The sequence below is a fragment of the Chryseobacterium koreense CCUG 49689 genome (assembly GCF_001045435.1).
GTDB lineage: Bacteria > Bacteroidota > Bacteroidia > Flavobacteriales > Weeksellaceae > Kaistella > Kaistella koreensis.
Genome location: NZ_LFNG01000014.1, coordinates 1 through 18454 on the forward strand (window position 1 = coordinate 1; position 18454 = coordinate 18454).

General features: G+C 39.9%; 18 protein-coding genes and 1 tRNA gene. 7 read left to right on the forward strand and 12 right to left on the reverse strand.

Going from position 1 to position 18454, the window contains the following annotated elements; genetic code table 11:
* Nucleotides 1-233: 233 nt before the first annotated feature.
* From ACM44_RS10825 to ACM44_RS10845, 5 genes are all read right to left on the reverse strand, one after another.
* Nucleotides 234-306, reverse strand: a tRNA-Phe gene (locus tag ACM44_RS10825).
* A 156-nt stretch (nucleotides 307-462) separates the two neighbouring features.
* Nucleotides 463-2286, reverse strand: a complete 1824-nt coding sequence (locus ACM44_RS10830; RefSeq protein ID WP_048500069.1) for a lysophospholipid acyltransferase family protein — start codon at nucleotides 2284-2286, stop codon at nucleotides 463-465.
* A 3-nt stretch (nucleotides 2287-2289) separates the two neighbouring features.
* A complete protein-coding gene (locus ACM44_RS10835; protein ID WP_048500070.1) occupies nucleotides 2290-3531 on the reverse strand; it encodes an aspartate kinase in 1242 nt (413 codons plus the stop codon).
* Between the two features lie 212 nt (nucleotides 3532-3743).
* Nucleotides 3744-5030 carry an adenylosuccinate synthase gene (locus ACM44_RS10840; protein WP_048500071.1) on the reverse strand — a complete coding sequence of 429 codons (1287 nt, stop codon included), beginning with the start codon at nucleotides 5028-5030 and terminating at the stop codon, nucleotides 3744-3746.
* Nucleotides 5031-5122: 92 nt separating this feature from the next.
* Nucleotides 5123-5791, reverse strand: coding sequence for a DUF2461 domain-containing protein (locus ACM44_RS10845; RefSeq protein ID WP_048500072.1), 669 nt, complete (start codon nucleotides 5789-5791; stop codon nucleotides 5123-5125).
* A 178-nt stretch (nucleotides 5792-5969) separates the two neighbouring features.
* Between ACM44_RS10845 and ACM44_RS10850 the strand changes: the two genes are divergently transcribed.
* From ACM44_RS10850 to ACM44_RS10880, 7 genes are all read left to right on the forward strand, one after another.
* A complete protein-coding gene (locus tag ACM44_RS10850; RefSeq protein WP_048500073.1) occupies nucleotides 5970-7682 on the forward strand; it encodes a DEAD/DEAH box helicase in 1713 nt (570 codons plus the stop codon).
* 161 nt (nucleotides 7683-7843) lie between these two features.
* Nucleotides 7844-8482 (forward strand): DUF47 domain-containing protein, encoded by a 639-nt coding sequence (locus ACM44_RS10855; protein WP_048500074.1) that lies wholly within the window; start codon nucleotides 7844-7846, stop codon nucleotides 8480-8482.
* 27 nt (nucleotides 8483-8509) lie between these two features.
* A complete protein-coding gene (locus ACM44_RS10860) occupies nucleotides 8510-9652 on the forward strand; it encodes an inorganic phosphate transporter (protein ID WP_048500075.1) in 1143 nt (380 codons plus the stop codon).
* Between the two features lie 136 nt (nucleotides 9653-9788).
* Nucleotides 9789-10760: a polyprenyl synthetase family protein gene (locus tag ACM44_RS10865; protein ID WP_048500076.1), complete on the forward strand. Its 972-nt coding sequence runs from the start codon at nucleotides 9789-9791 to the stop codon at nucleotides 10758-10760.
* A 67-nt stretch (nucleotides 10761-10827) separates the two neighbouring features.
* Nucleotides 10828-11793 (forward strand): GSCFA domain-containing protein, encoded by a 966-nt coding sequence (locus tag ACM44_RS10870; protein ID WP_048500077.1) that lies wholly within the window; start codon nucleotides 10828-10830, stop codon nucleotides 11791-11793.
* A gap of 92 nt (nucleotides 11794-11885) precedes the next feature.
* Nucleotides 11886-12413, forward strand: a complete 528-nt coding sequence (locus ACM44_RS10875) for a GNAT family N-acetyltransferase (RefSeq protein ID WP_048500078.1) — start codon at nucleotides 11886-11888, stop codon at nucleotides 12411-12413.
* 53 nt (nucleotides 12414-12466) lie between these two features.
* A complete protein-coding gene (locus ACM44_RS10880) occupies nucleotides 12467-13237 on the forward strand; it encodes a TatD family hydrolase (protein ID WP_048500079.1) in 771 nt (256 codons plus the stop codon).
* Nucleotides 13238-13239: 2 nt separating this feature from the next.
* Here the strand turns inward: ACM44_RS10880 and ACM44_RS10885 are convergent, their stop codons facing one another.
* From ACM44_RS10885 to hpt, 7 genes are all read right to left on the reverse strand, one after another.
* Nucleotides 13240-13575: a type II toxin-antitoxin system HicB family antitoxin gene (locus ACM44_RS10885; protein ID WP_048500080.1), complete on the reverse strand. Its 336-nt coding sequence runs from the start codon at nucleotides 13573-13575 to the stop codon at nucleotides 13240-13242.
* Nucleotides 13576-13578: 3 nt separating this feature from the next.
* Nucleotides 13579-13773 (reverse strand): type II toxin-antitoxin system HicA family toxin, encoded by a 195-nt coding sequence (locus tag ACM44_RS15780; protein WP_048500081.1) that lies wholly within the window; start codon nucleotides 13771-13773, stop codon nucleotides 13579-13581.
* 193 nt (nucleotides 13774-13966) lie between these two features.
* On the reverse strand, nucleotides 13967-15250 hold the full coding sequence (locus ACM44_RS10895; protein ID WP_048500082.1) for a DEAD/DEAH box helicase: 1284 nt from the start codon (nucleotides 15248-15250) through the stop codon (nucleotides 13967-13969).
* 181 nt (nucleotides 15251-15431) lie between these two features.
* Entirely contained in the window at nucleotides 15432-15917 is a 486-nt protein-coding gene (locus tag ACM44_RS10900; RefSeq protein WP_048500083.1) for a DUF6438 domain-containing protein, read from the reverse strand.
* Nucleotides 15918-16084: 167 nt separating this feature from the next.
* The gene (gene obgE, locus ACM44_RS10905; RefSeq protein WP_048500084.1) at nucleotides 16085-17068 is read right to left on the reverse strand and encodes a GTPase ObgE; all 984 of its coding nucleotides are present in this window, start codon (nucleotides 17066-17068) and stop codon (nucleotides 16085-16087) included.
* Between the two features lie 80 nt (nucleotides 17069-17148).
* Entirely contained in the window at nucleotides 17149-17730 is a 582-nt protein-coding gene (locus ACM44_RS10910) for an adenylate kinase (protein ID WP_048500085.1), read from the reverse strand.
* 116 nt (nucleotides 17731-17846) lie between these two features.
* Entirely contained in the window at nucleotides 17847-18404 is a 558-nt protein-coding gene (gene hpt, locus ACM44_RS10915; protein ID WP_048500086.1) for a hypoxanthine phosphoribosyltransferase, read from the reverse strand.
* Nucleotides 18405-18454: the final 50 nt, after the last annotated feature.

Genomic DNA, 18454 nt, shown 5'->3' on the forward strand with positions numbered 1-18454 from the left:
TTTTTTTCTTCAAAAGAAATATGTAAAACATCATCAATATTACTAATGGCGGTAATATCGAAATGTTCTATCAAAAATTCAGGTAATAAAAGTCGGAGGATTTCGTAGCTACTTAACATCCAGCAAAATTAATGCTTTCCATAGCTTCCCCCAAGTTTTAAAACTGATCCCAAATTTCGGGGATAATCTCGGCAGCGTAATTAAAAAAACCGCCCTGTTTATGGGGCGGTTTGTGGTTTCTCCAGGAATCGAACCAGGGACACACGGATTTTCAGTCCGTTGCTCTACCAACTGAGCTAAGAAACCATTTGGTAATTGAGTGCGGCAAAAGTATAAACTTTATCGGGATTACACAAACTTTTCAGAAAACTTTTTTGCTTTGGATAAAAACCCGTTGATTTTCAGAAGGATTATTTTCACAAAGTGCTATCTGCAAATATTTATTTGTGGACAGCTGCCCGCTTATTCACCTTCCTCCTTGCGGATTTGTTCGCTTAATTCTTCCAAAACCGGTTTAATGGTGCTTTCCGGAATCTCGCTGATTCGGATATACATCAGTCCGTCTATCGCATCATTGAAACTTGGATCCACATTAAATGAGATCACTTTTGCATTTTGCTTAATATATTTCTTGATCAAAACCGGCAGTTTCATTTGCGGTTCCAGGTCGTCAATAATCTTATCCAGCTTGTTCAGATCCGACTCCACTTCATCAAAAAATAAACTTTTGTCCCGATCTTTTAGCCTTACTTTGAATTCTTTCTTCGGATGAACATATTGGGCAACCGCAGCATCGTAGTAATTCGAACGCATGAACTCGATCATCAGCGATTTTGAAAATTCGGAAAACTTATCAGAGATACTTACCCCGCCCATCAGAAATTTGTATTCGGGGTTTCTCACGCATACATGGATGATTCCGCGCCAGAGAAGGAAAAGCGGCAATGGTCTCTGCTGATAGTCTGCCGAAATATAGGCCCGTCCCATTTCGATGACCTTGCGGAAAAACGGTCTCAATTCTGGATCAAATTCAAAGAGCGAACTGGTGTAAAACCCATCAATTCCGTATTTCTTTAATACTTCCGCTCCTAATGCCATCCGGTATGCGCCCACAACTTTCTTTTCCGCACTGTCCCACAGGAAAAGATGGTGGTAATGCTGGTCATACTCATCCAGGTCGAAAGGCAGGTTGCTTCCCTCTCCCACTTTTCGGAAGGTGAGTTCACGCTGTCTCCCGATCTCCCGCATAATTGATGGGATTTCGGAATAGGTCGCGAAAAAGACTTCATAATTCCCATTTCGGAAGAGCATTTTATCTTTTGGGTATAGCGATTCAATATCTTTCACAATATCGTCTTGTGGGGTTTCGTCGATAATGTTCTGAACCACATTTTCCCGCTTCAATACAGGTATGTTGATCTTCAAATTCGGAATATTGAGCCGCTCTGTAATGGATTTTCGCTTATCATAATAGCTTTTCAGCATATAGATTTTCTTCTGCAGAAACTCCCCCAATTCCTCCACGGATTCGTATTCATCCATCACTTTTACGGAAACGCATTTCCCGAAACGGATTCTGATCGGCTTCTCCCTTTTGTTCATCATTTCAGATGGCAGCATCAAGGTTTGCAGGTCCGGATGGATTTTTGCGGCCTGATAAAACAGTGCACTGTTCTTGGCATGGAAATACATGGGAACCACCGGAACTTTAGCCATTTTGATCAGCTTCAGAGCTGGCTTCTCCCATTTTTTATCTAAAATATCACCGAACTCATTATTCCTGTTTGAAACCTCGCCGGCCGGGAAAATTCCGACACAGCCACCGTTTTGAAGATGGGTGAGCGTTTCGCGCATGCCGGTGGAACTGTTCCTGATTTCCTTTCTGTTTTCAAAAGGATTCACCGGAATCACATACGGTTCCATGGGTTTAATTTTCTCTAAGAGGAAATTTCCCATTACTTTAAAATCGGGACGGATTTCGGTCAAGATTTTCGTCATCAGGATTCCGTCAATCGCACCCAATGGATGATTAGAAACCAAAATGAAAGGACCCGTTTTTGGAATCTTCGCCAGATCTTCCTCAAAGACCACATATTTCAAATCCCTTTCCCGAACGAAAGAATCAAAAAAATCCTTCCCGGTCTTATCTTTCAGAACATCGTAAAGGCGGTTCACCTTATCCAGTTTCGTGAGACGCATCAAGACCGAAGCGATTGGAGTTTTCAAAAACCCAACCTTATTCAGTCCTGAAGCAAGGATTAAATCGTTTTTAGAAATAAGACTCATTGGTTATCCGTTTGTTACGACCTGAATGACTTTATTGGAACTTTGCTCAAAAAGAACATTTTTGTCTTTATAAAAAATATTCAAGTCGTCTAATTTAGCATTTCTAATCGTATAAAGAGACACATTTTTCAAAAGTTCGGTCTGGAAATCTTTTTGAAGCTCTGAATTAAATTCATCGATTTGTCCGTATTTGTCTTCCAGACAAAGTTCCAGGGAAATCGCGGTATTCTGCATCAATGAGATTTTAATTTTATTTTTGACCAATAAGGCGAAAATTTGCGTGAGGTGCTGCTCCGCAATAAAGGAGAAATCCCTGGTAGAAATCCGCAGCATATGTTGATTTTCCTTTAAAATATAGGATTCGGCTTTCTGCGCATCTTCGGAATTTCCAATTTTGGTCCCACTTTTTTTCGGTTCCAAAAATGACTTGACAAAAAATGGGATATTCTTCTGTTTGAGCGGCTGCAATGTCTTTGGGTGAATTACCGAAGCTCCGTAATACGCCATTTCGATCGCCTCTTCATAAGAAATCTGAGAGAGCAGCTGCACATTTTCAAATTTCTGGGGATCGCCGGTCATCACTCCCGGAACATCTTTCCAAATCGTCATCTCTTCGGCGTCCATGCAGTATGCGAAGATTGCCGCAGAGTAATCCGAACCTTCCCTTCCCAAAGTCACCGTGAAATTGTTTTCCTCGGAACCGATGAATCCTTGAGTTACATAGCAAAGGGACTGATCCAGTTTCGAAATATTTTTTTCGGTTGCTTCCCAGTTGACGTTTCCTTCCCGGTAAAAGTTATCCGTTTTGATGTAATCTCTGGCATCAATCCAAGTGTTGGTAAACTGAATGTCATTCAAATATTCACTTAAAATCTTGGAAGAAATCATCTCGCCACAGCTGACGACCTGATCATAAACAAAATTGTAATTCGGCGATTTATTTCGTCTTAAAAATGATTCGATGTCGTCAAAAAACAAAGATATTTCTGCAAAAACCGGGTGACCTGCAGCAAAAATCCCGTTTGAAATCTCCAGGTGGTTTTGCTTGATCTTTTCAATTTCCTGTTGGTAATCAAGTTTGTCAAAATAATTGTGGACCACCTTTTCAAGCGCATTCGTGGTCTTTCCCATGGCGGAAACCACCAACAGACATTTCTGGAAACCCTGAGATTCCAGAACCAACGCCACATTTTTCACGCCTTGTGCATCTTTCACAGAAGCACCTCCAAACTTAAAAACCTTCATCTAAATATTTAAAAATCAATAATTTATTATTAAAAATATTCCTTACAAAATTTATCTTTTGGACAAAATATTTGAGGTCTCAAAAATACTTATTTCACATGGGATATGAAAACCTATTTTTAAGAAAAAGACTTTTGAAAAAACATAGTGAACCGTTAATTCCATATTCCGCACATCGGCATAAAAAAAATCCCGAAATCGGGACTTTTAATTTAAAACAATTCCTTGCGGATGATATTCTGACTTCTTTCCGGACCTACGGAAACCAAGTAAACATTGATTCCCAAATATTCCTCGATAAACTCAATGTATTTCTTGGCGTTTTCCGGAAGTTCGTCATAGCTTCTGGCGTGGGAAATATCCTCTTGCCAACCGTCGAGTTCCTTATAAATCGGCTCGTAATCATAAAGTTTCGTGGTAGAAGAGGTGAAATAATCGATGATTTTTCCATCTTCCGTTTTGTAAGCGGTGGCTATTTTCAGAGGCGAAATTCCAGAAAGCACGTCCAATTTCGTAATCACCAAATTATTGATCCCGTTGATCATGGTCGCGTGACGAAGTGAAACCAAATCGAGCCAACCTGTTCTTCTGGGCCTTCCTGTAGTGGCACCAAATTCGGCACCTATTTTTCTGATTTTTTCACCAAGCTCATTGTCCAGTTCGGTCGGAAAAGGTCCGTGCCCAACTCTGGTGGTATAAGCTTTCGCCACTCCGATGAGATTTTGCAGACTGGTCGGCGGAACTCCTGCTCCCGCACAAACGCCGCCGGTGGTGGGAGACGAAGACGTGACAAAAGGATAAGTCCCAAAATCGATATCCAGCATTAATGCTTGTGCACCCTCGAATAGAATGTTTTTCCCATCGTGGATCGCGTGGTTCAATTCCACTTCGGTATCCACAATCCGGTCTTGCAATTTTTTACCTAACTCTAAGAATTCATGGTAGATTTCGTCAAATTCCAGCCCAGGTTTTTCAAAATATTTCTCAAAAAGTGAATTTTTGATTTTAAGGTTCTTTCTAATTTTTTCGGCTAAAATATCCGGATTCAAAAGATCAACCATACGGATTCCTACTCTGGCGATTTTATCTTCATAGCAAGGTCCGATTCCTTTTTTGGTGGTGCCGATTTGGGTTCCGCCCTCTTCCTCTTCGCGGTACTGGTCGAGCAAAATGTGGTAAGGCATGATCACGTGTGCCCTTCTGGAAATAAAGACGTGGTCGGTTTTCAGTCCTTTGCTTTCAATCTGCTCAATTTCGCGGATAAAGGATTTTGGATTCACCACCACTCCGTTTGCAATAATGCATTTTCCTTTGCACTGCAGAACGCCGGATGGAAGAAGGTGCAGGACGAATTTTTCATCGCCCACATAAACGGTGTGACCCGCGTTGTCTCCGCCTTGAAATCGAACGACGTAATCTGACTTTGCGGAAAGCACATCCGTAATCTTTCCTTTGCCTTCATCGCCGTACTGAAGACCTACAACCACATAAGTTGCCATAAATTTTTACTTTTTTAGATTTCCACAAAATTAGTTTTAATAAAAATAGCGGGCAAAAATTGTGGAAAAATAATTACTTGTACAGGAATGACTTAATCGAAAAATGCCGCATCCAAAAAATCATTGAGGGGTTTTATGGATTGATAAATTTTGGAAAAATGATGGATGGCTTTCTCGGAATGAAGCGCAGAATCGGAAACCGGGTGCATCACCACGAAACTCTTTAGTTTCAGGTATTCCCCCATCGGATCGTCTTTTTCAAAACCTTGCGGAATTTTTATCAGTTTGTTCTCCACGCTCAATCCACGGAAATGATTACGAAAATCATCTTTTTCCAGAATTTTTAAAAAATCTTTGCCGTTCCTTGATATTTCTTTGCGAATTTCCTTTAAATCAGAACTTACAGGTTGATAAACTCCGCCTGCCAAAAAAGATTTCCCCGGTTCAATATGGAGATAATATCCGGATTTTCGATTTCCTTTTCCCATTCCTAAACTCGCACCGAAATTGGTTTTGTAGGGGGATTTATCTTTTGAAAAACGGGTATCGCGATAGATTCTGAACAGCGATTTTTTGGCATCCATTTTTCCGATTCCCTCATCGAATTCCGAAATCTCTTCGATCAAACCTTCCACAAACGCAATGACGTTCTGGTGTGCAGAAACATAACTCATTGTGTTTGCATTGAACCAGTCGCGGTTGTTATTCCTTGATAATTCCCTGAGGAACTGCAGGGTGGAATTTTCGATTGCCGGTTTCATGTGTCGTAAATTTTGATCAAAATTAATTTAAATCGTGGACTTTACCAAGATTCTCATTTAACAAAAAATTAAAAATAAGCACCAATTTTTATCAAAAATAAAAAAAACTTCGTTTTCACTGCCTTCAACTCCCAAATTTATCCGTATCTTTGCCGCCAAATTATAGACGATCATTTACATGAATTTATTTACGGAGACCAATCTAAGTCCTGAAATATTGCAGGCAATTGGCGAATTGGGCTTTACTAGCCCGACAGAAATCCAAAAACAGACTATTCCTTTTATCTCTACAGATACCCGCGATCTCATCGCACTTGCGCAAACAGGAACAGGCAAAACAGCAGCATTTTCGCTTCCGATTTTGGATATGATTGACGACGGGAGTCGCAAAATCCAACTTTTGGTGCTGTGTCCTACAAGAGAACTTTGTTTGCAAATTACCAAAGACATTAAGAATTATTCGAAATACATGAAAAACATCAAAACCACAGCGGTTTATGGTGGAAGCAGTATTACCGAACAAATCCGATCACTACGTGAGAAACCACAGATTATTGTGGGAACTCCAGGTAGGGTTATTGACTTAATCAACAGAAAAGCACTCGACTTCTCTGAAATCAACTGGTTGGTTTTAGACGAGGCCGACGAAATGCTTTCCATGGGCTTCAAAGATGATTTGGAAACCATTTTGCGCGAAACACCGGAAACCAAACAAACGCTTCTGTTTTCGGCAACGATGAACAAAGAAGTGGAAAGGATTTCTAAGAATTACTTAACCACTCCTCATCGTATTTCCGTGGGATCTATCAACGAGGTGAAGAAAAACATTAAGCATGAATTTTATGTGGTAGGTTACCGTCATAAGAAAGAAGCTTTGAAAAGATTGATCGATGCAAATCCTAATCAATACTCGATTATTTTCTGCCGTACCCGTATGGAAACCCAGGAAGTTGCCGACTTTTTGATGCAAAATGGATACGGTGCAGACGCACTTCACGGCGATTTATCTCAGGCGCAGAGAGATACCGTGATGAAAAAATTCCGACTCAAAAATATTGAAATTTTGGTAGCGACAGATGTGGCGGCAAGAGGTTTGGATGTGAATTCTCTGACACACGTGATCCACTACTCCCTTCCTGATGACCCGGAAGTTTTCGTGCACCGAAGCGGAAGAACCGGTAGAGCCGGGAAAGACGGAATCTCGATGTCTTTGATTAAACCTGAAGAATCTAGAAAATTAAAGCAAATTAGATCTTCCACAAAAATTGATATTGTTGAAAAGAAAATCCCAACCGGAGAAGCGATAATCAAAGCTCAGGTAGGTGGTGTTTTCGAAAAATTATTTACTGAGCATGAAGAATTTTTCACTTTCGATGACGCTTTAATTCCTGATTTATCTGAATTTTCTAAAGAAGAATTGGTTCACAAATTATTGCAATTGCAATTGAGAGATTTAGCTATGTTCTACAAAGATAAGAACGATTTGGCTGATCAGAAATTCAACAGTGATGACCGTGGTGAAAGAGGCGGAAGAGATCGTGATCGCGGAAGAGACCGTGATCGTGGAAGAGACCGTGACAGAGGAGAGAGAAGAGACAGCTTCAGAGAGGGAGGAAGAGATCGCGACAGAAAGCCAAGAAAAAGCAATGGGGAAATGACTCGTTTTTTCTTTAATCTTGGAAAAAGAGACCATTTGAAAAAAATTGATATGCTCGACATCCTGAACAAGGCGACCTCGAAATCCAAGAAACGACCGGACATCGGAGATATCGAAATCATGGAGAAGTTTTCATTCTTCGAAGTGGAAAAATCCTTCAAAGAAGATGTTTTAAGAGGATTGCAATCCTTGAAATTCAAGGGCAAGGAAATGCGGGCGGAAGTCGCAAATTAATACAAATTCTTATTCACCAAATATAAAATCAGCAAAAATTTGCTGATTTTTTTATTTTATGCGAATTTGAATTTCCAATGTTAACAAAACTTAACATTAAAACAAAAATTAGCCATAGACTTTTTCGGAAATTTGCAGCAGTAATTTTAAACTAAAAAAAAATGGGAATCGGAAATATTTTTAAGGCATTCCAACCTAAAGACAAAGTGTTTTTTGTATTGTTTGAAAAAGTGGCAGAAACATTGGTTTCCATGTCGAAAGAATTTCATGAAAGTTTGCTGGAATTCGATATCAATGACGACACGATGCTGAAAGATATGAGCGATTACGAACACAAACTCGATGATTTGACCCACGAGATCTTCGTGCAGCTTGGCGAAAACTTCATCACTCCGTTTGACCGGGAAGACATCAGTACTTTGGCTAGCGGACTAGACGATATCGCAGATTTCATGTATGCCTCAGCAAAATATATTTATCTGTACAAAACTCCGCTGGACCCTTCATACACAGAATTCTCCCTGCTTATTTATAAGTCATGTGTAGAGATCGAAAATGCGATTAAAAACATGAAGGATTTCAAGAATCCTAGAGAAGTAAAAGAATCCTGTATCAAAATCAATTCATTCGAAAATATTGCCGATGACGTTTTGAGCCAGGCTACCGTAAAACTTTTCGAAACTCAGGATGCGATCAACATCATCAAAATCAAATCTGTTCTGGAATACCTTGAAACGGTGACTGACAAAGCAGAAGACGTGGCAAACACGATTGAGAACATCATCATCAAATACGCATAATCTGTTCATTAACACAAAAAATAAAGAATGGATTTACCTATATTATTAGTGGTCATTATTGTTCTGGCATTAATTTTCGACTACATCAACGGATTCCACGATGCGGCGAACTCCATCGCCACCATTGTTTCCACTAAAGTTCTAACGCCTTTCCAAGCAGTACTTTGGGCGGCAGTTTGGAATTTTGCGGCATTTTTTCTCGCTGCGTATGTCATCGGAGAATTTAAAATCGGGAACACCATCGCGAAATCAGTCAATGAGAACTTCATCAACCTGGAAGTAATTTTTGCCGGACTGATCGCAGCCATCGCATGGAACTTACTGACTTGGTGGTTCGGAATTCCTTCATCATCTTCGCACACCTTAATCGGAGGATTTCTGGGAGCAGCACTTATGTATGCATTGGTTTCTGATTACCATGTCATCGCTTTGGCACAGCCGGATCTGGGGTTTTACGAAAAAGTTAAACTATCCATCCATCAGCTTTTCACGCAGAATGTAGTCAAATATGATAAAGTCATTCCGATTTTCCTTTTCATCTTTTTGGCGCCAATCATTGGTATGGTCATTTCGGTGTTGATTACCTTGCTTATTGTAAATATCGCCAAAAAGACCAATCCGAGAAAAGCGGACAACATCTTCAGAAGGCTTCAATTGGTATCATCTGCACTTTTCAGTTTGGGACACGGAACAAACGATGCGCAAAAAGTAATGGGAATCATCGGAGCGGCCGTGATTTACTACCATGTATCAATCTTGGGAGATCCTGTTTACACTTCGATGGACGGGGCGCACCAATTCACTTATTTTGTGGAGCATTACTATTGGGTTCCATTCACCTCATTCCTGATGATCGCCTTGGGAACCATGAGCGGCGGTTGGAAAATCGTGAAAACCATGGGAACCAGAATTACAAAAGTAACACCGCTCGAAGGAGTCAGCGCTGAAACAGCGGGTGCCATCACCCTGTTTTTGACAGAGCATTTCGGGATTCCAGTTTCTACTACACATACCATTACCGGTGCAATTATCGGAGTGGGATTAACAAAAAGAATTTCGGCGGTTCGTTGGGGAATTACCGTGAGCCTTTTGTGGGCCTGGATTTTAACGATTCCAATTTCCGCAATCGTAGCCGGGATCACCTATTTACTTGTGATCATGGTCAAGTAAAATCAAAGGTCTTTCTAGCCTAAACTTTATTACAAACAAGAAAATAATAAAAGTCATTCCTGAAGGAGTGGCTTTTTTCATCTTAAATTTTAAACCCACACTATTAAATCGTATTTTTGCGAAAACAGGAAATTTTATGCAGTTTTTAGACGATTACCAAAGAATTGTGGCAGAAGCCATCGACAAATATACCTTCAAGGACAAACCTGCCGAATTATATGAGCCGATGAACTATATCATCTCGCATGGCGGGAAAAGACTCCGACCAATCATGGTTTTGATGGCCAATGATATGTTTGACGGCGAATTGGAAAAAGCCCTAAAACCGGCTTTGGCAATTGAATTTTTCCATAACTTCACCTTAATTCATGACGACATCATGGATGAAGCTCCACTGAGAAGAGGCAAACCGACCATCCACACCTTGCACGGAGTGAACGTGGGGATACTTTCCGGAGACGCATTACTTTTCAAGGCATACAAATTTTTTGAAGATCTGGAGCCCAATCTGTTCAAAGCATGCATGCGCGTTTTCAACCATACCGGACTTTTGCTTTCCGAAGGTCAGCAATATGACATTAATTTTGAAACCAAAGGTGATGTCACCTTCAATGACTATATCCGAATGATCACCTACAAAACCGGAATCTTGAGCGCATCTTCATTTGAAATCGGCGCATTGATCGCAGGTGCCAATTTCACAGATGCGAAAGCCATATTTAATTTCGGAAAACACGTAGGAATCGCATTCCAAATCATGGATGACTACCTGGACGTTTTCGGCCAACAGGAGTCTTTCGGAAAAATGCATGCGGGAGACATCGTGGAAAACAAGAAAACCGTACTCTACCTTTTGGCAAAAGAACATGCTACTGAAGAGGAACGGAAAGAACTGGAATTCTGGTACTCGAAAAAGACGGATAATCTCGATAAAATATACAGTGTAGAGAAAATTTTCCGCCGCACAAAAGTGGATGAAAAAGCACTTTTGCTCATCCAAAAACACAACGAAATCGCCCAACATTACCTCAACAAAATCAATGTGCCCGATGAAAAGAAAAAACCGTTTATCGAACTGGCAAATTACCTGTTGAGAAGAGATTCATAGTAATACCCAATACGAATTACAATATTTTACGCTCGATTCAAAAAGTCAATGAATCGCAAGAAGAGAAATGAAATTCCGCACAGAAGTTAAAATAAAGGATTCTGAAAAGAAAATTGAAATTGAAGACCGGATCTTTTCAATCGGATCGTGCTTTGCCACAGAGATTTCGGAATTGCTGGAAACGGGGCAAATTCAGACGCTGAATAATCCTTTCGGGACCATATTTAATCCGTATTCTATCAATTTTGCCTTAAAGAAAATTCACGATGCCGATTTTTATACCGAAGAAAATCTGGTTGGCTATGATAATCAGGTGATTTCGCTGGATCATCACAGCAGTTTTGATTCCCGATTTTCGCATAAGACCCTCGAAAAAATCAACTCCAAAATTGAAGAGGCCAACCTTTTTTTACAGGAAACCAGCTGGATACTAATTACTTACGGAACCTCATTCATCTATGAGTTTTTGCCCAAGAAAAAATTGGTCGCGAATTGCCATAAAATTCCCGGAAAATATTTCGAGAAGCGACTTTTAACACACCAAGAAATTGTGGATTCCATTCGGGAAACCATTGAAAATTTGAACGATATCTGTAAAAAAGACGTCCAAATCTTATTCACGGTTTCGCCGGTTCGCCACACGAAAGACGGAATGGTTGAAAATAATTTAAGTAAATCCAAACTCATTTCTGCGATTCACGAAGTTTTGCCACCATTTGAAAACTGCCATTATCTCCCTGTTTATGAGGTTTTGATGGACGACCTTAGAGATTACCGTTTCTATAAAGAAGACCTGATTCATCCCAATTCACAGGCGGTTCAATACATTTGGGAAAAGTTTGGAAACGCCTATTTTTCAGATGCAACCATGGATTTTGTAGAAGAAAATTTCAGGATCATGAAAGCATTGGAACATCAACCCAACGATGAATCCGATCCAAAATACCAGGAATTTTGCGAGCATTTAAAAGGTAGAATGAAATTGCAACAAGCGCAAGTGAAGTTTCCAATATTCCAAAAAATTACGGATTAAGCCTTATTTTTCATTTCATAACAAAGGGCTATATCAAGTTCAGAAAACGAATATCCCGAATGAGGATTTAGCCGAAAACTATTTCAACGAAAATGAAAATCATCGTCAGAAAAATATCTATTCCCGATTTACCGCACTTAATCAAAATCAGCCGGCAAACATTTGCAGAAACTTTTGCAGAGGTCAATTCCGAGCAAGACATGCAAAAATACCTTTCCGAAAATTTGAGTGAAAACCAACTTCGTTCAGAACTGGAAAATCAAGACTCCGAATTCTATTTCGCTGAAAATGAAAATGAAATTTTAGGGTATTTGAAACTCAATTTTGGAAAAGCACAAACCGAAAATCAGGGAAACCAGTCGATAGAAGTCGAAAGAATCTATGTTTTGAAGGAGTTTTTAAGGATGAAAATCGGCCAGCTTCTTATGGAAAAATCCCTCGAAATAGCCAAAGAAAAAAATGCCGAATTCATTTGGCTCGGTGTTTGGGAAGAAAACGAAAGAGCCATTAAATTCTATGAAAAAAACGGATTTGAAATCTTCGGAAAACACGATTTCATTCTTGGGACCGACCATCAAACCGACTTATTAATGAAATTGAACTTAAGAAATAACATTTAAATTAAACACTCGAAGTCCTTCTCTTTCGCAGGGGAATTTCGGGTAAAGAAAAAATGATAGATACCCACACTCATCTGTACTCCGACCAATTTGATTCCGACCGCGACCAAATGATTCAACGGGCGATGGATAAAGGAATTACCAAATTTTACCTTCCAGCGATTGATTCCCAATATCACCAAAAAATGTTGGATTTGGAATCGAAATATCCCGGACAGATTTTCGCAATGATGGGACTTCATCCATGTGACGTAAAACCAGAAACCTGGGAAAAAGAGCTGGAAATTGTAGCGCATTACCTCAATGAAAGAACTTTCCCCGCCATCGGAGAAATTGGAATTGACCTTTATTGGGACAAATCTACTTTGGAAATCCAAACCAAAGCGTTTGAAAAGCAAATCGATTGGGCGATTGAAAAAGATTTGCCGATCGTGATTCACACGCGAGAAAGTTTTGACGAAGTTTTCGAAGTGCTGGAAAAGAAAAAACATCCGAAACTTCGCGGAATTTTTCACTGTTTTTCCGGAAATCTGGAACAGGCTAAACACGCCATCGATTTAAACTTCGTGCTCGGAATCGGCGGAGTGGTGACTTTTAAAAACGGGAAAATAGACCAGTTTCTGCATGAAATCCCACTAGAAAAAATCGTTCTGGAAACCGACTCGCCTTATCTTGCGCCGGTTCCTTTCCGCGGAAAAAGAAACGAGAGTTCCTATCTGGAACTGGTTGCCGGAAAACTCGTCGATATATACGGATTGGATTTTTCTGAAATCGATCGGATTACGACCCAAAATGCGGAACGGGTTTTTGCCAAGAGCAATTAATTTCACATCATCGCTTTTTGCAATGTTTCCTTTATAAATGCGTTAATAGACAGACCGGCTTGCTCCGCAAGTTGGGCAATTTTCGCATGAATTTGTGGGGTTAACCTTACATTCAGAGTTCCGCTGTAAGATTTATGAGTTGGCAAATTATGCTCTTTGCAATGTTCTAAATAGTCATCAACTGCATTTCTGAAATCCTTTTTCAACTCAGCAACCGTATTTCCTTCATAGGTAATCAGAACGGATTTCTCCAAACCTAGAACTTTTCCATACAAAGTGTCATCTTCTTGGTTTACCTCAATACTACCGTAGAAATCTTTATATTTTAGCGTTTCCATTTCTTATTTTAGCAAATTATTTTCCATTAAAAAGTGCGTGATATCTTTCAGGGCCTTTTCTTTAATGATATTTTTTGGATGTGGTTTATGTGCAAGATATTGCAATTTTTTTTCCTTGTGATAGAACCTAATCCGCGACCCTGAAGTTTTTCCTTTATTTGACAATTCGAACCCGAGATAAAGAAAAACCTTGGTCAATTCTTCAAAAGTGAAATCTTTCGGACTTGAAATTAACCTGAGTAATAATTACTCAATCTGGCTCATTTTAAAATTTTATGGTACCGTTTTTCAGTTGCTAATTTAAACATAAAATCTGAAAATTCATTATATAGTCAACAAAAAAACCTTCCAAATAAAATTACTTGAAAGGTTTTTAGTTCAATTATTCAGTTTATTTTTTTCTAAAAAAATTCTTGTTTTTCACTTTTCTAAAGCCTATTTCTTCCTTCTCTTGCGGTCGGGTTTTTTTCGCATTGCCCGAGCTTTGCTGACCTTGATTAGGGTTAAAAGGTTTGTTGTTGGAATCCCTTTTCTGAACCACCAAATCATCGGTATGGAACGGGTGGTCTCTCTCCACAGGAATTTTTTTGCCGATGAGTTTTTCTGTATTTTTCAGGTTCACCAGATCCAGACCGTCCACAAACGAGATCGATTTTCCCTCCGCTCCTGCCCTTCCGGTTCTTCCAATTCTATGGACGTAAGTTTCAGAAACATCAGAGAGCTCGAAATTCAGCACGTATTTTAATTCGTCAATGTCGATTCCCCGCGCTGCAATATCGGTTGCCACAAGGATTCTGGTTTTTCCAGATTTGAAATTATTGAGCGCATTTTGTCTGGCATTCTGCGACTTGTTTCCATGGATCGCTTCCGCTGAAATCTTGCTTTTCTGGAGTTTCCTGGCGATCTTATCGGCACCGTGTTTAGTTCTGGAAAAAACCAAAACCGATTCGGAAATGTCATGCTGCAAAATATGCGTTAGCAAATCCAGCTTATTTTCTTTTTCCACGAAATACACTTTCTGCTGAATGGTATCCGCAGTTGCGGAAACTGGTGCTACTGCCACTTTCACCGGATTGGTGAGCATGGAGTTGGCTAAATTCTTGATTTCGTCTGGAAAAGTAGCCGAGAAAAATAAAGTCTGCCTTTTTGCCGGCAAGAGTTTCAAAACCTTTTTCACATCATGCACGAAACCCATGTCGAGCATTCTGTCGGCTTCGTCAAGCACAAAGATTTCCAGGTTTTTTAGTGATATCAAACCTTGTGAAATAAAATCGAGCAACCTTCCCGGAGTTGCCACCAGAATATCGACTCCTTTTTTCAGTCCGGCTTCTTGCGCACCTTGTTTCACCCCGCCGAAAACCACCAGTGTTTTCAGGGGAAGGTGTCTTCCGTAAGCTTTGAAGCTTTCCTCAATCTGGATTGCCAATTCCCTTGTTGGAGTGAGAATCAAAGCCTTGATGTGTCTGTTTTTTTCTTTTTTCAAAGATAAGTTCTGCAGGATTGGAATCCCGAAAGCCGCTGTTTTCCCGGTTCCCGTTTGTGCTGTTCCGAGTAAATCTCTTCCCAATAAAATACTGGGAATTGCCTGCTCCTGAATTGGGGTGGGCTGCGTGTAACCTTCTTCCTTTATTGCCTTTGCAATAGGGTCGATAAGTTTTAAGTCTGTAAAATTCAAATGAAATGATTTTTGGTTAAAATGAAACTTGCGTCATTCTTTTAATGTAACGAAGAAATGAATGAAAAGAATTTTTCAGTACCGCCAGAAAGCGGATTCATTAAGAATGACTACGTTCATAAAAAAACCTTCTACAAAAGAAGGGTTTTGTGCTGCAAATTTACGTTAATTTTTTTTAATGCTATTTTACCTTGGTCCAAGTCTGGGTTTTCGTCAAACCTTCGATGAATGTGTAAAGACGGTGCAAGTCTTCGGTTCCGTTTTTTCCGTAATCTTCCACATGTTTGGTGGAATTATCGATGAAGGTAATGCGGAGATATGATGTAGGTAAATCTGTAATATTCTTGTTTCCGTAGTAATTTTTCAGGGATTTTAAATTCAAAGAATCTAACATTCCAACCAGTTTATCGAAACTTTCCTGGTCCAAAGTTGTTTTAAAGGTTCCTTCTTTAGGTTTTGAAAAATCCGCTTTTGAATTTCCGTCGTAAAACGTAAATCTTTCAGCATCGATAATCGCTGTTCTATCGGGATTAATTGTCATTTTGAAAATCGGACAAAACCCGAAACAGGCACCTGCATCATACTCTATTTTTGAATAGTTCGTCTTGTTTGAAGTTGCGCAGGAAATCATAAGAAATGCTGAAATGAAAGTCAATAAATAATTCATATCCTGGATTTAGGTGAAATACACTTCAATAAACGTTCCATCAATCAAACGAGACCAACCTTCGTAAAAAAGAGTCTAAATTGTTATTGCAAAACAGACTTCATTTCGGTGAATCCTTTGGTTCGCTCACAAAGACCTCATGAAAAAAGCCGAATACCTATCGAGGTCTATTCATGCAAATGCTTCCAAATCACATCTTTCAATTCCATCAAACCTTCTCCTGTAACTGCGGAAAAGAAAATCGGCTTCTTATTTTCCGGGAACTCTTTTGCGATTTCGGTTTTTAATTCCTCATCCAGCAAATCCGATTTTGAAACAGAAAGGATGAATTCCTTGTCTAAAAGTTCGGGATTATATTCTTTCAATTCATTTTCAAGGATTTTAAATTCCTCAAAATGTTCCTGGGAATCTGCCGGGATAAGAAAAAGTAAAATAGAATTTCTTTCGATATGCCTCAGAAACCGGTGACCAAGACCTTTTCCTTCCGCCGCACCTTCGATGATTCCGGGGATATCCGCCATCACAAAGGATTGATGATTTCGATATTCCACAATTCCGAGATTCGGCGTTAAAGTAGTGAACGCATAATCTGCAATCTTTGGTTTCGCCGCCGAAACCGCCGACAATAGCGTAGATTTTCCGGCATTCGGAAAGCCGACTAAACCTACATCAGCCAAGAGTTTAAGCTCAAAAGTGATGAAGCCTTCCTCACCGGGAAGTCCGGGTTGTGCATATCTCGGTGTTTGATTGGTTGCGGATTTGAAATGCTCGTTTCCGAGTCCGCCTTTTCCACCCTTCATCAATACAATTTCCTGTTGGTCTTCCAGAATCTCGCCGATGATTTCACCTTCTTCGTTTTTAGCAATTGTTCCCACGGGAACCTCTATGTACACATCTGCTCCTGCAGCTCCGGTCAGTTGGTTTTTCCCACCGTTTTCTCCACGTTCGGCTTTGATGTGTCGCGTGTAACGAAGCGGGAGAAGCGTCCATTCGTGGGAATTCCCTTTCATGATGATGCTTCCTCCTCTGCCGCCATCGCCACCATCCGGTCCACCTTTCGGAATGTATTTTTCACGCCGAAGATGCGCCGAACCGGCACCGCCGTGACCGCTTTTGCAATGTATTTTTACGTAATCTACGAAATTGCTCATAAATGCTTAGTTTCAAGTTTTTTTGGTTTCAAGTTTCAGGTTTTCCCAACTAGAAACTTGAGATTTGAAACCCGAAACAATTATTTTTTTATTTTTTCTACTTCCGCAATAAGTTTCTGCGAAATTTCCTCAATTCCGCCCACTCCGTTTACTTCTACATATTTTCCCTGTTTTTTGTAGAGTTCGGCAACTTCTGCGGTTTTTGCGTAATATTCCTTAATTCTGTTTCTAACAATTTCTTCATTGGAGTCGTCAACTCTGCCGGAAGTTTCACCTCTTTTCAGAAGTCTATCCACCAGGATTTCATCTTCCACCACCAAAGAGAGGCACACCGAAATATCAGAATTCAAGACCTCTTTCACGATTTTCTCCAAAGCTTCCGTTTGGTTTGCGGTTCTTGGGTAACCGTCGAAAATAAAGCCGTTGCTTTCGGTTGGTTTTTTAACCTCTTCTATCAACATATCTGTTGTCACTTGGTCTGGAACAAGCTCTCCTTTGTCGATATACGATTTTGCCAATTGACCGAGCTCCGTATCATTTTTCATATTGTAACGGAACAAATCCCCGGTTGAAATCTGTTTCAGGTTAAACTTCTCAATAAGGTTCTGGGCTTGAGTTCCTTTCCCACTTCCGGGAGGACCAAAGAGTACGATGTTGATCATTTCTTTTGCTTTCGGCTTTTGGCAATGAGCTATTGGCTTTTTGCGAACGCCATTTTTATTAGATTTAAATTTAAATATCTGTAAAGCCAGTCGCCATGGGCAACCAGCTCATCAAATTAATGGTTTATTCTTCCTTCCGCGAGCTGATATAAATCGGGGAGATTTCTACCGAGTTCATCATAGTCTAATCCATATCCAAGCACAAATTTGTTTGGGATTTCTTTCGCTATATAATCAATTTTGAACTCCTTGTTATAGACTTCGGGCTTCATCAGCAATGTCGCAATTTTCAGGGATTTTGGTCGCTGGGTATTTTTAAAATAGGCATGCAAACTTTCAATGGTGTTTCCCGTATCCACGATGTCTTCCATCAAAATAATATGTCTTCCCTCCACTTCTTTGGTGAGTTCCATTTTTTTGTACACGATTCCTGTGCTTTGGAGCCCACCCAAGTAAGAACTCATCTGGATAAAGGCAATTTCACATTTGCCAGGATAATGTTTTAAGAAATCCGAAAAAAACATAATCACCCCGTTCAAAACTCCGATGAAGACAGGTGTTTCGTCTTTGTAATCCTCATAAACCTTTTCTGCAAGGTCTTTGATGATCTGCTGGATTTCATCATTTTTAAGGTATGGGACGAATTCTTTGTCGTGGATTTTGACTGTTTTCATAGGAATTTTAAAAAGGCAAATTTAAGGTTTTTTAAGTAATCCTTAAAAGA

Excerpts from the sequence above, each read along its gene's own strand:
- ACM44_RS10830 (WP_048500069.1), bottom strand. The coding sequence starts at position 2,286 with ATGAGTCTTATTTCTAAAAACGATTTAATCCTTGCTTCAGGACTGAAT.
- ACM44_RS10835 (WP_048500070.1), bottom strand. The coding sequence starts at position 3,531 with ATGAAGGTTTTTAAGTTTGGAGGTGCTTCTGTGAAAGATGCACAAGGC.
- ACM44_RS10840 (WP_048500071.1), bottom strand. The coding sequence starts at position 5,030 with ATGGCAACTTATGTGGTTGTAGGTCTTCAGTACGGCGATGAAGGCAAA.
- ACM44_RS10845 (WP_048500072.1), bottom strand. The coding sequence starts at position 5,791 with ATGAAACCGGCAATCGAAAATTCCACCCTGCAGTTCCTCAGGGAATTA.
- ACM44_RS10850 (WP_048500073.1), top strand. The coding sequence starts at position 5,970 with ATGAATTTATTTACGGAGACCAATCTAAGTCCTGAAATATTGCAGGCA.
- ACM44_RS10855 (WP_048500074.1), top strand. The coding sequence starts at position 7,844 with ATGGGAATCGGAAATATTTTTAAGGCATTCCAACCTAAAGACAAAGTG.
- ACM44_RS10860 (WP_048500075.1), top strand. The coding sequence starts at position 8,510 with ATGGATTTACCTATATTATTAGTGGTCATTATTGTTCTGGCATTAATT.
- ACM44_RS10865 (WP_048500076.1), top strand. The coding sequence starts at position 9,789 with ATGCAGTTTTTAGACGATTACCAAAGAATTGTGGCAGAAGCCATCGAC.
- ACM44_RS10870 (WP_048500077.1), top strand. The coding sequence starts at position 10,828 with ATGAAATTCCGCACAGAAGTTAAAATAAAGGATTCTGAAAAGAAAATT.
- ACM44_RS10875 (WP_048500078.1), top strand. The coding sequence starts at position 11,886 with ATGAAAATCATCGTCAGAAAAATATCTATTCCCGATTTACCGCACTTA.
- ACM44_RS10880 (WP_048500079.1), top strand. The coding sequence starts at position 12,467 with ATGATAGATACCCACACTCATCTGTACTCCGACCAATTTGATTCCGAC.
- ACM44_RS10885 (WP_048500080.1), bottom strand. The coding sequence starts at position 13,575 with ATGGAAACGCTAAAATATAAAGATTTCTACGGTAGTATTGAGGTAAAC.
- ACM44_RS10900 (WP_048500083.1), bottom strand. The coding sequence starts at position 15,917 with ATGAATTATTTATTGACTTTCATTTCAGCATTTCTTATGATTTCCTGC.
- obgE (WP_048500084.1), bottom strand. The coding sequence starts at position 17,068 with ATGAGCAATTTCGTAGATTACGTAAAAATACATTGCAAAAGCGGTCAC.
- ACM44_RS10910 (WP_048500085.1), bottom strand. The coding sequence starts at position 17,730 with ATGATCAACATCGTACTCTTTGGTCCTCCCGGAAGTGGGAAAGGAACT.
- hpt (WP_048500086.1), bottom strand. The coding sequence starts at position 18,404 with ATGAAAACAGTCAAAATCCACGACAAAGAATTCGTCCCATACCTTAAA.